11 protein-coding genes and 1 pseudogene are annotated in these 14323 nt (G+C 64.2%); 2 read left to right on the plus strand and 10 right to left on the minus strand.

Annotated features, from left to right (window positions below; translation table 11 throughout):
• Nucleotides 1-11: 11 nt before the first annotated feature.
• From R5C80_RS04685 to R5C80_RS04725, 8 genes and pseudogenes are all read right to left on the minus strand, one after another.
• Entirely contained in the window at nucleotides 12-470 is a 459-nt protein-coding gene (locus R5C80_RS04685; protein WP_244916715.1) for a pentapeptide repeat-containing protein, read from the minus strand.
• Nucleotides 471-1272: 802 nt separating this feature from the next.
• Nucleotides 1273-1515, minus strand: a complete 243-nt coding sequence (locus tag R5C80_RS04690; RefSeq protein WP_319049865.1) for a hypothetical protein — start codon at nucleotides 1513-1515, stop codon at nucleotides 1273-1275.
• A gap of 29 nt (nucleotides 1516-1544) precedes the next feature.
• Nucleotides 1545-1790, minus strand: coding sequence for a hypothetical protein (locus R5C80_RS04695; RefSeq protein ID WP_110604598.1), 246 nt, complete (start codon nucleotides 1788-1790; stop codon nucleotides 1545-1547).
• Between the two features lie 619 nt (nucleotides 1791-2409).
• Nucleotides 2410-2807: pseudogene (locus R5C80_RS04960) on the minus strand (hypothetical protein); the annotation flags it as partial.
• Nucleotides 2808-3140: 333 nt separating this feature from the next.
• Nucleotides 3141-4850 carry a ShlB/FhaC/HecB family hemolysin secretion/activation protein gene (locus R5C80_RS04710; RefSeq protein ID WP_319049868.1) on the minus strand — a complete coding sequence of 570 codons (1710 nt, stop codon included), beginning with the start codon at nucleotides 4848-4850 and terminating at the stop codon, nucleotides 3141-3143.
• 193 nt (nucleotides 4851-5043) lie between these two features.
• A complete protein-coding gene (locus tag R5C80_RS04715) occupies nucleotides 5044-6462 on the minus strand; it encodes a short-chain fatty acid transporter (RefSeq protein ID WP_094012630.1) in 1419 nt (472 codons plus the stop codon).
• A 137-nt stretch (nucleotides 6463-6599) separates the two neighbouring features.
• The gene (locus tag R5C80_RS04720; protein WP_313652254.1) at nucleotides 6600-7256 is read right to left on the minus strand and encodes a CoA transferase subunit B; all 657 of its coding nucleotides are present in this window, start codon (nucleotides 7254-7256) and stop codon (nucleotides 6600-6602) included.
• A gap of 35 nt (nucleotides 7257-7291) precedes the next feature.
• Nucleotides 7292-7990 carry a CoA transferase subunit A gene (locus tag R5C80_RS04725; protein ID WP_023632552.1) on the minus strand — a complete coding sequence of 233 codons (699 nt, stop codon included), beginning with the start codon at nucleotides 7988-7990 and terminating at the stop codon, nucleotides 7292-7294.
• A 120-nt stretch (nucleotides 7991-8110) separates the two neighbouring features.
• Here R5C80_RS04725 and R5C80_RS04730 point away from each other — a divergent pair, with 120 nt between their 5' ends.
• On the plus strand, nucleotides 8111-9016 hold the full coding sequence (locus R5C80_RS04730) for a LysR family transcriptional regulator (RefSeq protein WP_319049869.1): 906 nt from the start codon (nucleotides 8111-8113) through the stop codon (nucleotides 9014-9016).
• Nucleotides 9004-9825 (plus strand): aldo/keto reductase, encoded by an 822-nt coding sequence (locus R5C80_RS04735; RefSeq protein ID WP_104443783.1) that lies wholly within the window; start codon nucleotides 9004-9006, stop codon nucleotides 9823-9825. The genes R5C80_RS04730 and R5C80_RS04735 overlap by 13 nt, the downstream gene beginning before the upstream one ends.
• A 3-nt stretch (nucleotides 9826-9828) precedes the next feature.
• Here the strand turns inward: R5C80_RS04735 and R5C80_RS04740 are convergent, their stop codons facing one another.
• Both R5C80_RS04740 and R5C80_RS04745 read right to left on the minus strand, forming a co-directional pair.
• Nucleotides 9829-12903, minus strand: a complete 3075-nt coding sequence (locus R5C80_RS04740; protein ID WP_110604593.1) for an error-prone DNA polymerase — start codon at nucleotides 12901-12903, stop codon at nucleotides 9829-9831.
• Entirely contained in the window at nucleotides 12900-14318 is a 1419-nt protein-coding gene (locus R5C80_RS04745) for a Y-family DNA polymerase (protein WP_038706220.1), read from the minus strand. Before R5C80_RS04745 ends, R5C80_RS04740 begins: the two co-directional genes overlap by 4 nt.
• Nucleotides 14319-14323 lie beyond the last annotated feature (5 nt).

A 14323-nucleotide genomic window follows, 5' to 3' on the forward strand; every position in this document is an offset into this window, starting at 1 on the left:
TCACATCTGCCTCATTTCCCCTCATCCCTTCGCCGGACTGCGCCCTGGGCGACGGGATCGAATCCTGCCGGCCATCGGGTACTGTCGTCGAACATGGCCAACAGGAATGCAGCCTTCTCTATCCTGCACACGCGTAGATCAGCACCGCACAGATTGCTCCCATTGAATACAGCCCCTCCGATATCAGCCTCTGTCAGCTTTGCACCGCGCAGGTCAGCCCCACTGAAGTCGGCAAAGGCAGCCAGCGCCCGAGAAAGATCTGCATTGCGCAGCCGGGCGCCATTGAACAGGGCATTGGCCAACGTTGCCCCTCGCATGTCGGCTGCGCTCAGATCCGCCTCGATGAACGATGCGTTTCTGAGATCGCTACCAATGAACGTCGTCGCCCTGGCATCCAGGCGGTCGAACTCCGCCCGGTGCAATGAAAGGCCATCGAGGTTGGCGCCAGGCAATTTGTCTTGGTCAAACACCCTGCAAGTCCCCCGTTTCAAAGCACATCTTCATCGTCCCTGTAAAAATCCGAAATCAGAGCAGGTTAGATAGATCTTCCACTTTCCGCCCAACCCGCTTACCTGAGTCCTACACATACAACTTAGGCGCTGTACGAAATCTATCTGAACTCGCCCATAATGCGTTGAAACGAGGCTCGGAATGCTCATACTCCAGCACACTGCGCTTCCTCCCCCTTTTCTCTTTGTCTGGCCTTCACGCAGACACATTCGTACAGACCCTAATCAATTATCTGCTCCACAGCATAAGTCGTGAAGCTATTTGCACCTTCCTCCAAATGCAATCCCCGGCATTGGGGCAACGATAAACTGTCATAGCAGTTATTTCAATCGCCTCGTAAAACTGCTCCGAAGACATTGACTCTACATCCAGGCGCTCTGCAACCTGTTCGATAACTGACTCAGGTATTAGTGTCATCTCATGATCTGACCAGTCATGCGACAAGTTCATGACGCACCCACACCTACACAAGAATTTTGGCATTCTGATTTTCCGAATTCTTATCTATCGGCACACGCCATGCCGTCCAGAAGCGTCTGAAGCTTTAGTAAATCACCAATATAGCAAAATAATACTGCTCCGCTTTTTCAACTGCTACAGCTCCATCAACCTAGTGGATGCTCTTGAAGCCGAGCAAGGATACTGCTTTAACTAACGGAGCAGCCCATAGCCGTCGTCTTGGCCATGCAACAGCAGAAAGTAGAGCAAAACAAATAAAACCATGTCCTTTCCGCACCCAACCCAGCCATATATATGGAGCAGTCACATACCATCCAGAAGCACCTGGAGCTTTAGCGGGTCAGCGACAGTACCGAAGCAGTAGACTCCCCCAGTCGCCGAAAAATCCGGCGATTTCATCTTCAGATAAGGGACAAAATACTCAGCATCCAACAAATACTCCAACCTCTTGCAATCTTCAAGACCTGCAACACGTACGAAAGGCCCCTGCTCCGGATCCAAACAAACTTGAATTTTCTCACCGGTCATTGTGTCAATCATAACCACCTTCGTTATCCAAACACCTCGAGAACCACCTACAACTCGATACTGTCGAGCAGCTCTTGAAGTTTGATCGGATCAGCAACGGTACCAAAATAGTACTCGACCCCACCATGAACACTAAGATCTGGGCACGGCCCCAGCCAATAGAGCACATTGAGCTCATCATCAAACAGATCCCTGAGCGCCCCACTGTCCTGAAAGGAAAAAATCCTTATATAAGGCCCATAACGAGGATCAATAAGAACCTGAACTCGCTCCTTAGTAATGCAGTCAATCATTTTTTACCTCATCGTTCACCACCACAAACTCAACCGATTTATTTTGCATGTATCCCAAGAACCAACTCAGCTCTTTCTCGGTTGGTGCTCTGTTCTTGCCACTGTTATCAAGGGCGTCACCGTACCTGACAGGTCGCGTTTTGATTGAGCTGGTCAATCGGCGCTACATAACTTCCATTGACGACGACGCCATCCAACTTCTGCCCCCCGTATGCGTGATGATGTCACGCTGATCAGCACCATTGTAGCCATCAGTGACTGGATGTTTCCCATCTCGCGCGGCTGGATTTTCATATACCGTTTTGGTATCGAACGGGTTAATCGAGAAGCCTCCCCTGCCCTTACCGTGAAGCCACAACCAAGTGCTTAGGCGCAAAGCCAGGGTTGACCGGACGAAACGGAATATCAATCCCGATGACTCTATCGCTATCACTACTTTCGCCATAAACGTTCCCTGGGTTCAACTGATGCCCTGGAGTCTCGTAATTTCCACTAGCCGTTTGCCCATCAAGCTGCTTGCCGCCAGTATGCGGAGTCACAGTCACATGCCCGCCTTCCGCATACCCTCCGCTGGACGGGTTCTCGCGATTTTGCTCAGCCAGCATCCCTTCGTAGATTTTCGCCCACGGGTCAACGCGCCGTCAGGTGCCAGGCGGCCGTTGGCATGGGCCAGGTAGAAGACCGGCGCAAGTACCTGCTCACCATTGATCTCGCGTGCTTCGAGCCAGACGATGTCGTGCGTCAACGCCGGCACTTGGGCAGAGCTCAGGCCGACGCCAACGCTCAGGCCAAGCGCATCCTTGCTGCCGATGGCATTGTCCATCAGGTGCTTGTACAACTGCTCGCCGGAGGTCTGCCATCGATGAACTGCTGGCCGGTACGCGCCACCACCGCCTGCTGGATCAGGCGCTGCTCGTAGAAGCCGTCACCCAGGCGCTTCCAACTCTTGTCCGGGTCATCCCCCAGATTCCCGAGCAGGTAGTCGGAGCTCATGAACTGCTTGAGGTCGGTCAGCACCGGATTGGTTTCAATCATGTACTTGTGCGGCTTGCTCGTATATTGGCTGTCGGGCAGGCGGTGATGCCCGATATCCGTGGCAGGGCACTGACTCCGGCATCCTGCGCGCCCAGTTCAAGCGCCTGCGCACCTGGGTTTGGCGGTCGAACGTCGCTATCCACTGCCTGGGCCACAGGCGCATTGACCCCGATGGCAATGGCCTTGGCCGCCGACTCGACACGCCGCGCTTGGGCAACCCGCAGAACTGCTCACGGGGCTGAATTACGGCCGAGCGTTGGCGGGCCAGGAAGGCAAACAGGCGAACATCCATGTCAAATCTCGTGAATCAGGTGATCAGATGAAAAAGTCGAGGCGGAAGTAGACCGGGCGTTCCTTTTCGGTCAGCACGTCGGGGCGTTCCAAGCTGTGGGCGAAGGTCACGCTGGCAGCCATATGCTGGCCGCGGGCGAACAACTCCAACGAGTGGCTGCTGGCACGGCCGTGGTACTGGCCGTTGTAGCGGTCATTGCGGATCACGCCCAGGTCGTAGCCCAGGCCCAGGCCGTACTCGGCCACCAGCGGCTGCAGCAGCGGCCAGCTCACCGGGCGGGTCCAGCGCAGGTCGTTGCGCCAGTAGCCGCCGCTGTCGCCGGACAGCGACTGGTCCTTCAGGCCGCGTACCGACGACAGCCCGCCAAGGCTGATGCGCTGCGGGCTGAACAGCACGTCCTCGCTGCGCTGGCCGGTGGCCAGGCTGCTGAAGCTCAGGCGCTCGCCGAGCACTTCAAAGCCCTGCACATAGCTGACGGTGGCGCTGTACTTGCGGTAGCGCGCCACTGGTTGGCCGGGGCGCGGGTGGGCATTGTCCTGGGCGTCGAAGGCGCCGATGCCTTCCTGAGTGCCCAGGTCGATGTTGACGAAAGCATTGCCCAGGCGGCGGCCGTGGTTGATGCCGAACTGCGCCTCGCTCAGGCGGTTGCTGCTGCCCTCCAGGCGGCTGTCCTCGATGTAGTTGTTGGTGCGCAGGTGAGCCACGCCTGCATTCAGCGAGGTCTTGCTGGTGGCATCGCGGTGCACCACGCGCTCGGCGCGCAGCTGGTGGTTCTGGCTGTCGCCGGTCTGCTTGAAGGCAAAGCCGTTGGCCTGGGCCAGGGAGCGGTATTCGCTCTCGCTGTAGCTGTAGGTGAAGTTCCACCAGCCCCACGGCAGGTTGTAATACAGCACGCCGTTCTTCGAACCCTGGGTGTGGTCGCTGACCACGTCGTGGCCACCGCGCAGCATCAGCTGGTCGGCCAGGCCCAGCGGGCTGTCCCACTCCAGGCCGAGGTTGAGCATCTGCTCGCCGGTGCTGCGCTGGCCTTCATTGTTGCGCGACAGCGATGCGCGCCAGGGCTTCTGCTGGGTGTTGCGCACCAGCACCTCGCTGCCGCCGACGGCCTTGCCGGGGGTCAGCTCCATCTGCGCCTTGTTCGACGGCAGGCGGTTGAGCTGGTCGACCATCTGCTCGACTTCGCGCAGGTTCAGGCGCTGTTCGACTTCGCCGGGGAAAACCATGGCCAGCTCGCGCTCGCTCAGGCCGCTGGCCGGGTCCGGGCGTAGCCCTTCCAGGCGCCCTTCCACCACCAGCACCTGCAGGTGGCCCGAGGACAGGTCCTGCTGCGGCAGGTAGGCGCGGCTGGTGACCAGGCCACGGCCCAGGTAATGGTCGGTGATGGCCTTGAGCAAAGCATTGAGCTGGGTGACGCCCAGGCACTGGTCGATGAAAGGCTTGAGCAGGCTGTCGCGGTCGGCGGCGGACAGGCTGTCGGCGCCCTTGAGCTCGATGGTGTGGATATCGAAACAGCGGGCATCTTCGGGCCGTTGCTGCTGGGTAGGTTGCGCGCTTTCGCCGGGCAGGTTGCGCAGGTCCTCAAGGCGCCGTTGCTGCTCTTCGAGCAGGCGGTTCTGGCGTTCGCGGATCAGGTCCTGGTCACCCGGTGAAACGGCCCAGGCCAACGGGCTGCACAATGTTGCAACAAATGCGAAGCGCGCATAATTGCGCGCTGAGTGAAGACGTACCGGCATACCTGTCCCTGGTGATCAACGCAAAGTGGCGCGCATAGTAAGTGGCCATCATATTGACGTCAATTTGCCATCAGTCAGCTTTTTCGGAGACTTCGGTAGGAAGCTGCACAAGCGCCGATCCATAGCGCTTGCAGCCGACCACCGTACGCCCATCAGACAACCTCCCAGGCAAGCGTCTGATGGGCCTGCCTGATCAGGGCATTACTGGCGGGACATATTGCAACGTGGTGCCCAGGGCCCACAGCAACACCAGCACCAGTGGCACATGCACCAGCAACTGCACGAACGAGAAGCCGATCAGGTCACGCGCCTTGAGCCCCAACACCCCCAGCAGCGGCAGCATGTAGAACGGGTTGATCAGGTTCGGCAGCGCCTCGGCGGCGTTGTAGATCTGCACCGCCCAGCCCAGGTGGTATTGCAGGTCGTTGGCCACCAGCATCACGTACGGCGCTTCGATGATCCACTTGCCACCCCCGGACGGAATAAAGAAGCCGAGCACCGCCGAGTACACGCCCATCAGCAAGGCGTACGTGTCATGGGTGGCGATCTGGGTGAAGAACAGCGAGATATGGTGGGCCAGGGTCTGGGCGTCCGCGCCCTTGACCTGGGTGAGAATGGCGGCGATCGAGCCGTACAGCGGGAACTGGATCAGCACCCCGGTGGTGGTCGGCACGGCGCGAGCCACGGCATCGAGGAAGCTGCGCGGGCGCCAGTGCAGCAAGGCACCGAGCATGATGAACAACAGGTTGTAGGTGTTCAGCCCGGAAATCGCGGTGATCGCCGGCTTGGTGGCGAACTCCTGGTACAGCCAGCCAGCGGCCAGGGCCACCAGCAGCAGGATCAGGATCGGGCTGTATTCCAGCCACTCACCCGGACGCGTGCGCTGGGGCGAAGGTGGTGCGCTGAAGCTCGGGTCCACTCCACAATCCTGCGCGCTGCGGGCGCTGTTCGGGCCGGGCGCGGTGGCATAGGCGACGATCAGCGAGACGATCACCAGGGCGGCGAGCATCACCCCGGACTGCCAGAGGAAGATGGTCTCGGTGAACGGGATCACCCCGGTGATCGACAGGATCGACGGCGGCAGGCTGGCCGGGTTGGCCTGCAACTGCGCGGCCGACGACGACAGGCCCAGCGCCCACACCGCGCCCAGGCCCAGGTAGGCGGCGGCGCCGGCGGCGCGGTAATCCATCTTCAGGTCGGTGCGGCGCGCCAGGGCGCGCACCAGCAGGCCGCCGAACACCAGCGACAGGCCCCAGTTGAGCAAGGAGGCGAGCATCGAGATCAGCGCCACCCAGCACACCGCCGAGCGGCCGTTCTTCGGCAGCCGCGCCAGGCGGTCGATCAGCCGGGCGGCGGGTGGCGAGCTGGCCACCACATAGCCACCGATGACCACGAAGGCCATCTGCATGGTGAACGGGATCAGGCTCCAGAAGCCGTCACCGAAGGCCTTGGCGGTGTCGGTGGGCTTGCCGCCCATGGCCAGGGCGCCGAGGGCCACCAGCATCACGGCCAGGGCGGCGAACACCCAGGAATCGGGGAACCAGCGTTCGGCCCAGTTGGAGCAGCGCAGGGCAAAGCGGGCGGAGCGGCTGTCTTGGATATCAGCGGCCACGATGTTTTCCTTTTTCTGATTTTTATAGGACTGAAACGGCGTCGCCCCATCGCGGGGCAGGCCCGCTCCCATGAAGGATGCGTGGTCCTTCTTGGGAGCGGGCCTGCCCCGCGATGGGGCGCTTGCAACGGTGCTGCTTAGAAGGTCATTTCCTGCACATCGTCCGGCACGATCAGCTTGCCGGCAGTCTTCGCGACGATTTCCTCGACACTCACGCCCGGCGCGGTCTCGCGCAGGATGAAGGCGCCGTTTTCGATCTCCAGGTAGGCCAGGTCGGTCAGCACCTTGCGGATGCAGCCGGCACCGGTCAGCGGCAGGCTGCACATGGGCAGCAGCTTGGACTCGCCGTCCTTGGAGGCATGGGTCATGGTGACGATGATGTTGTCGGCGCCGGCCACCAGGTCCATGGCGCCGCCCATGCCCTTGACCAGCTTGCCGGGGATCATCCACGAGGCGATGTTGCCCTGCACGTCCACCTCGAAGGCTCCGAGCACGGTGAGGTCGACATGGCCGCCACGGATCATGGCGAAGGATTGCGCCGAATCGAAGATCGACGCGCCACGGCGGGCGGTGACGGTCTGCTTGCCGGCGTTGATCATGTCGGCGTCGATGGTGGCTTCGGTGGGGAACTCGCCCATGCCCAGCAGGCCGTTCTCCGACTGCAGCATCACTTCCATGCCGTCGGGCACGTAGTTGGCCACCAGGGTGGGGATGCCGATGCCGAGGTTGACGTAGTAGCCGTCCTTGAGTTCACGGGCGACGCGTTGCGCCATTTGTTCGCGGGTCAATGCCATGGTCAGGATCTCTTTGTTGTTCTTGAGGGCGGCGCTCAGGCCTTGACGGTGCGCTTTTCAATGCGCTTCTCGAAGGTGCCGACGATGACCCGGTCGACATAGATGCCCGGGGTGTGGATCTCGCTGGGCAGCAGCACGCCAGGCTCGACGATCTCTTCGACCTCGACCACGGTGATCTTGCCGGCGGTGGCGGCCAGCGGGTTGAAGTTCTGCGCGGTGTTGCGGTACACCACGTTGCCGTAGTGGTCGGCCTTCCAGCCTTTGACGATGGCGAAGTCGCCGGTGATGGACTCTTCGAGGATGTACTTGCGACCGTTGAACTCGCGTACCTCCTTGCCTTCGGCGACCGGGGTGCCGTAGCCGGTGGCGGTGAAGAAGGCCGGGATGCCGGCGCCGCCGGCGCGCATCTTCTCGGCCAGGGTGCCTTGCGGGGTGAGCTCCACTTCCAGTTCGCCGCTGAGCAGCTGGCGCTCGAACTCGGCGTTCTCGCCGACGTAGGAGGCGATCATCTTGCGGATCTGCCGGTCCTCGAGCAGCACGCCCAGGCCAAAGCCGTCGACGCCGCAGTTGTTGGAGACCACGGTCAGGCCCTTGACGCCGCGGCGCTTGATTTCGGCGATGAGGTTCTCGGGGATGCCGCACAGGCCAAAGCCGCCGGCCAGCACGGTCATGTCGTCGGTCAGGCCCGCCAGGGCCTCTTCGTAAGTTGCTACACGCTTGTCCAGTCCGGCCATGCTCAGTCGCCTTTTGTAGTTGTTGGAACCGTACGGTCATCTTCACTGTAGCCGACTGATTTGTTAATTTTGTTTTCGTCATCGATTGATAACTTTTCCAAAACAAAGGGTCAGCCCCTCATGAACGTCAAGCAGCTGCGGGCCTTCGTCACCGTGGCCAAGTACCAAAGCTTCGCCCAGGCCGGCGAGCACCTGCACGTGTCGCAACCGGCCCTGAGCCTGACCATCAAGGCCCTGGAGGACAACCTCGGCGGCGCCCTGCTCACCCGCACCACCCGCAGCGTCAGCCTGACCCCCGAGGGCGAGGTGCTGCTGCCCCTGGCCAAGCGCCTGCTCGCCGATTGGGACGATACCGAGGAAATGTTGCGCCAGCGCTTCACCCTGCAACTGGGCCGGGTGTCGGTGGCGGCAATGCCGGCGTTCGCCGGCAACCTGCTGCCACGGTCGCTGAAGGTGTTTCGCCAGCGCTACCCCAAGGTCAATGTCACCGTGCACGACGTGATCAACGAGCAGGTGCTGGAACTGGTGCGCCATCGCCGCGTCGAACTGGGCATCGGTTTCGAGCCGGAAAGCAGCGAGGCGCTGCGTTTCCACACGCTGTACATGGATCGCTTCGTCGCCGTGGTGCCTGCCGACTCGCCCCTTGCCCAGCAGCCCCAGGTGCGTTGGCAGGAGCTGCTGGCCGAGGACTTCATCGCCCTGCAGCGGCCATCGGCGGTGCGCCTGCTGCTCGAACAGCACCTGGCCGCCAACCATGGCAAGCTGGCGGTGGCCTTCGAGAGCCATCAGTTGTCGACCATCGGCCGCATGGTCGCCAGTGGTCTGGGAGTCAGCGCGGTGCCGGCGCTGTGCATCGAGCAGATGCAGGAGCTCGGCGCCCGTTGCGTGCCGCTGGTCGATCCCACCGTGGAGCGGCGCATCGGCGTGATCGCCCTGGGCGATCACAAGCTGTCCAAGGCCGCCGAGGCGCTGCTCGATGTGCTGCTGACCCATACCCATCCACAGGAGGTGACATGCGTTACGTGAATCTGGCGGGCTCCCGCGTTCCGGCCATCGGCCAGGGTACCTGGTACATGGGCGAGGACCCGGGCCACAGGGCCGCCGAAGTGGCGGCGCTGCAACAAGGCATCGACCTGGGCCTGGGCCTGATCGACACTGCTGAAATGTACGCCGAGGGCGGCGCCGAACAGGTGGTCGGCCAGGCCATCGCTGGGCGCCGGGACCAGGTGTTCCTGGTCAGCAAGGTCTATCCGCACAATGCCAGCCGACGCGGTGTGCCGGCCGCCTGCGAGCGCAGCCTCCAGCGCCTGGGCACCGACTGCATCGACCTATACCTGCTGCACTGGCGCGGCCAGTACCCGCTGGACGAGACGGTGGAAGCCTTCGAGCGGCTGATCGAGCAGGGCAAGATTCGCCGCTGGGGCGTGTCCAATTTCGACCTCGACGACCTGCGCGAACTGGATAACAGGGCCTGCGCCACCAACCAGGTGCTGTACAACCCGGCCGAGCGTGGCATCGAATTCGACCTGCTGCCGTGGAGCCGCGAGCAGGGCTTGCCAACCATGGCCTACTGCCCGTTGGCCCAGGCCGGGCGCTTGCTGGGTCACCCGGTGCTGACGCAGATCGCCGAGCGCCATGGCGCCACGCCGGCCCAGGTGAGCCTGGCCTGGGTCACGCGCAATGATGGGGTGATCGCGATTCCCAAGGCGGTGGATCCGCAGCATGTGCGCTTGAATGCGGCGGCGGCCGACCTGGTGCTTGCCGAAGAGGACCTGCAAGCCATCGAGCAGGCGTTTCCGGCTCCGACACGCAAGCAGCGACTGGCGATGGTCTGAGGCTTAATGAAAGTCCCGGCTGCGCACATCAAGCCCCTGCAACAGCGGGCTGATGTCTTCCAGGCGCCGGGCGATCAGGTGCCGCACCCCGCTCTCCTGCTCCAGCTGCCCGCTCACCTTGAGCAACTTCGAACCTACCAGTTCGCGCCGTTGGCGCTCTGCCAGGTCGCGCCAGACCACTACGTTGACCATGCCATGCTCGTCCTCGAGGGTGACGAAGGTCACGCCACTGGCGGTCTGTGGTCGCTGGCGCCCGACCACGATGCCGGCGACGGCGATGCTGTCGCCATGCTCGACCCCTGCCAGCTCCCTTGAACTGCGACACCCCAGCGCGCGCAAGCGTGTCCGCAACAGGGTCAGGGGGTGCGGCCCGAGGGTGGTGCCCAGGGTGTCGTAGTCGGCGGCCAGGTCTTCGGCAATGCTGGGTGCAGGCAAGGCCACCGCCTGTTCAAGTGTCGATTCAACCTCGGCGAACAACGGCAGTTGCGCCTGCACCGCCGCCACCTGCCAGCGCGCCTGGTGGCGGTCGCCAGCCAGCCCGCGCATTGCCCCGGCATCGGCCAGGCGCGCCCGGGCCCGGCCATCGAGCCCGGCGCGCAGGCACAGGTCCTCGACATCCCGCCAGGGGCGCTGCGCCCTCGCCTGCTCCAGGCGCCGGGCATCGCCTTCGCTGAAGCCGCGGATCTGGCGCAGCCCCAGGCGGATGGCCAGTTCGCTCTCGCCCAGTGCCTCCAGGGTGCAATCCCACTCGCTGTGGAATACATCCACCGGGCGCACCTCGATGCCCTGGCGGCGCGCCTCCTGCAGCAACTGGTCGGGGCTGTAGAAGCCCATTGGCCAGCTGTTGACCAGCGCGCAGGTGAAGATCGCCGGCTCATGGCACTTGAGCCAGCTGCTGGCGTAGCACAAAAGGGCAAAGCTGGCGGCGTGGGACTCGGGGAAACCGTAGCTGCCAAAGCCCTTGATCTGCTCGAAGATACGCTCGGCAAAGGCATGCTCGTAGCCATTGCGCAACATGCCCGCGACCAGCCGCTCGCGGTGCGGTTCCAGGCCGCCATGGCGCTTCCAGGCGGCCATGCTGCGGCGCAGTTGGTCGGCCTCGCCAGGGCTGTAGTCGGCGGCGACCATGGCCAGCTCCATCACCTGCTCCTGGAACAGCGGCACGCCCAGGGTGCGCTCGAAAACGGCCTTGAGCTTTTCCGATGGGTAGGTGACCGGCTCCTGCTTCAACCTGCGGCGTAAATATGGATGAACCATGTCGCCCTGGATCGGCCCCGGACGGACGATGGCCACCTCGATCACCAGGTCGTAGAACTTCACCGGCTTGAGCCGGGGCAGCATGGCCATCTGCGCCCGCGACTCGATCTGGAACACGCCCATGGTCTCGGCGCGGCCGATCATGGCGTAGGTGGCCGGGTCTTCCTTGGGCAGGGTCGCCAGCGTGTACTCACGGCCCCGGTGCCGGGCGATCAGGTCGAAGCAGCGGCGCAGCGCGCTGAGCATGCCCAGCGCCAGCACGTCGACCTTGAGCAGGCCGACCATGTCCAGGTCGTCCTTGTCCCACTGGATCACCGTGCGCTCGGCCATCGCCGCGTTCTCCACCGGCACCAGCTGGTCCAGTGGCTGTTCGGAGATGACGAAGCCCCCCGGGTGTTGCGACAGGTGCCGGGGAAAGCCGATCAGCTCCCCCGCCAGCACCAGGATGCGCCGCAGCGACGGGCTGTGCGCATCGAACCCGGCCTCGGCCAGGCGGGCGGCATCCGGGATGCGGTCGCTCCAGCGCCCGCAGCACTTGGCCAGGGCGTCCACCTGGTCGGCCGGCAGGCCGAGCACTCGCGCCACATCGCGCACCGCGCCGGCGGCGTGGTAGCTGCTGACCACCGCGGTGAGCGCCGCCCGGTGCCGGCCGTAGCGCTGGAACACGTACTGGATCACCTCTTCGCGGCGCTCATGCTCGAAATCCACGTCGATGTCCGGCGGCTCGTTGCGCTCGCGGGAAAGAAAGCGTTCGAACAGCAGGCGGTGTTCCATCGGGTCGAGCTCGGTGATGCCGAGGACGAAGCACACCACCGAGTTGGCCGCCGAGCCGCGCCCTTGGCAGAGGATGCGCTGGCGGCGGGCGAAGGCGACGATGTCGTGGACGGTGAGGAAGTAGCTCTCGTAGCCCAGTTCCTCGATCAGCGCCAGCTCCCGCTCCAGCACCGTGTTCACCTTGTCGCTCGGGCCCTGGGGCCAGCGTTCGGGCAACCCTCGGCGGCACAGTTCGCGCAGCCAGCTGGCCGGGGTCTGCCCGTCGGGCACCAGCTCACGCGGGTATCGGTATTGCAACTGCGACAGGTCGAACGTGCAGCGCGCCGCGACCTGCGAGGTCTGCGCGAGCAGATCGTCGGGGTACAGCTCGCGCAACTGCTCGAGCGACCTCAGGTGACGCTCGCCATTGGCGAACAGGTACCGCCCCGCCTCGGCGACCGCGCAATGTTCGCGGATGGCGGTCATGCAGTCCTGCAGCGCCCGCCGGCCACGCACGTGCATGTGCACATCGCCGCAGGCCACCAGCGGAATATCGAGCCGTGCCCCTAGCGCGCGCAGGTAAGCCAGGCGCTGGGCGTCGTCGGCCCCGCGGTGCAGGTGCAGCGCCAGCCACAGGCGCCCGGCGAACAGCGGCTGCAGCCAGGCCCCGGCGCCGTCGTCCGGCTCGGCCACCCACAGCGCCAGCAAGCCCTGGTGATGGGCCTCGAGGTCCTCGACGAGCAACTGGTAGCTGCCTTTCTGCGAACGCCGCCGGGCGCGGGTGATCAAGGCGCAGAGGCTCTGGTAGCCGGCAAGGTCCTGTGCCAGCAGGACCAGCTTCGGCCCCTGGTGCACCCGCACCTCGCTGCCGACGATCAACCGCACCTGATGCTGCTTTGCCGCCTGCCAGGCCCGGACGATGCCCGCCAGGGTGCATTCGTCGGTGATCGCCAGGGCCTGGTAACCCTGCTCGCGGGCGCGACGGAACAGCTCGTCGGCACTGGAGGCGCCACGCTGGAAACTGAAGTTCGACAGGCAGTGCAGCTCGGCGTAGCCGGGAGCGCTCATGCGAACCAGCCTTGCAGCCACAACGGCCCCGGGGCCGCGAGGTCGCGGAAGGCCCAGCCGCGCAGGCCATCACGGGTTTCGATGCGGTAGTAGTCGCGCCGCACATCACCACCGTCCCACCAGCCGGACTCGATGCGCTCGGCCTGTCCGAGCAGTTGCAGGCCGGTCTCGGCCAGCACCTGAGGCACCGGCAGCAACCAGCCGGGGCGTCGACCAGGGGCCATCACCAAATGGCCCTGCCCACCCTGCTCCACTCCTTGCCAGGCGCACTCGGGGCGATGATCGGCCTCGGCACGCAAGCCTTTGACCGCGTCATCGCCCAGCCGCGCGCGCAGGCGCTCGCGCAGTTGGTCCCAAGGCTGGGCCTGCTGCGCACGCGGGTCGAACAGCGCCTGGTGCTGGGGCACGAACGGTGGCAGGTCGGCGGCCAGCAGCCGCAGGTTGCGCACCGGCGCCGGGATGCGCAGCGGCTCCAGGCGGCCACGGGCAAGCTCGAACAACAGCGAGGCGTCGCGCTCGGCGGCCAGCAGGCCGACCTTGAGCACGGTGTCGGCGCCTTCGGCATGCTCCAGGTGCAACTCGAACCGCTGCACGCCACAGTCACGCCCGGCGAGGAAAGCCGCCAGGTCGTGGATAAGACGACGCAGGGGGAACAGCAGCGCCTGGTGCGACTCGACGTCGAAGTTCAGCTCCAGCCGCGCCTCGAAACGGTCGGGCGGCTGGTAGAAATCCAGCCCCAGGCTACGCAGGCCGAGCAGTTGGTCCAGGTGCAACTGCACCTGGGCGCTGAAACGCCTGGCCAGGGCATCCCGGGGTAACGCCAGTACCTGCCCGAGGCGGCGCAGGCCCATGCGGGCGAAGGCTTCGGCTGCCTCGCTGGGCAGGCCGACACGCTCGACGGGCATGTCGAGCAAGGCGTCGCGGGTTGCCTGCGGGCAGTTCAGCGCCAGGCCATCATGGCCGTTGGCGAGCATTCTCGCCGCCACCGGGTTGCTGGCCAGCACGATGCGCTGGCGCAAGCCGAGTGCCGCCAGTTCCTCGCGCAGGCGCGCCTCGAACGACGGCCACGGGCCGAACAGTTGCAGGCTCGAGCCCACTTCCAGCAACAACGCACGGGGATAGTGCAGGCTGACCTGGGCGCTGAAACGGTAGGCCCAGGCCGCGAGCAACTGTTGCAGTTGCTCGATACGCGCCGGTTCGACATCGACGCAGGCGAAACCGTCGGCCAGGGCACGGGCGGCGGTCAATGCCTGGCCGGCGCGCAGGCCCAGCGCACTGGCTGCCGGGTTGACCGCCCGCAGCACGCGGCGCTGGGGCGGCCCGCCAAGCAGCACCAGCGGTGCCTCGGGGTCGTCGCGCTCGCGCAGGACAGTGTCCAGCGCCAGCTGGGGAAACAGGATGCAGGCCCAGAGCATGGCGC

It is taken from the genome of Pseudomonas sp. On1 (genome assembly GCF_033783325.1).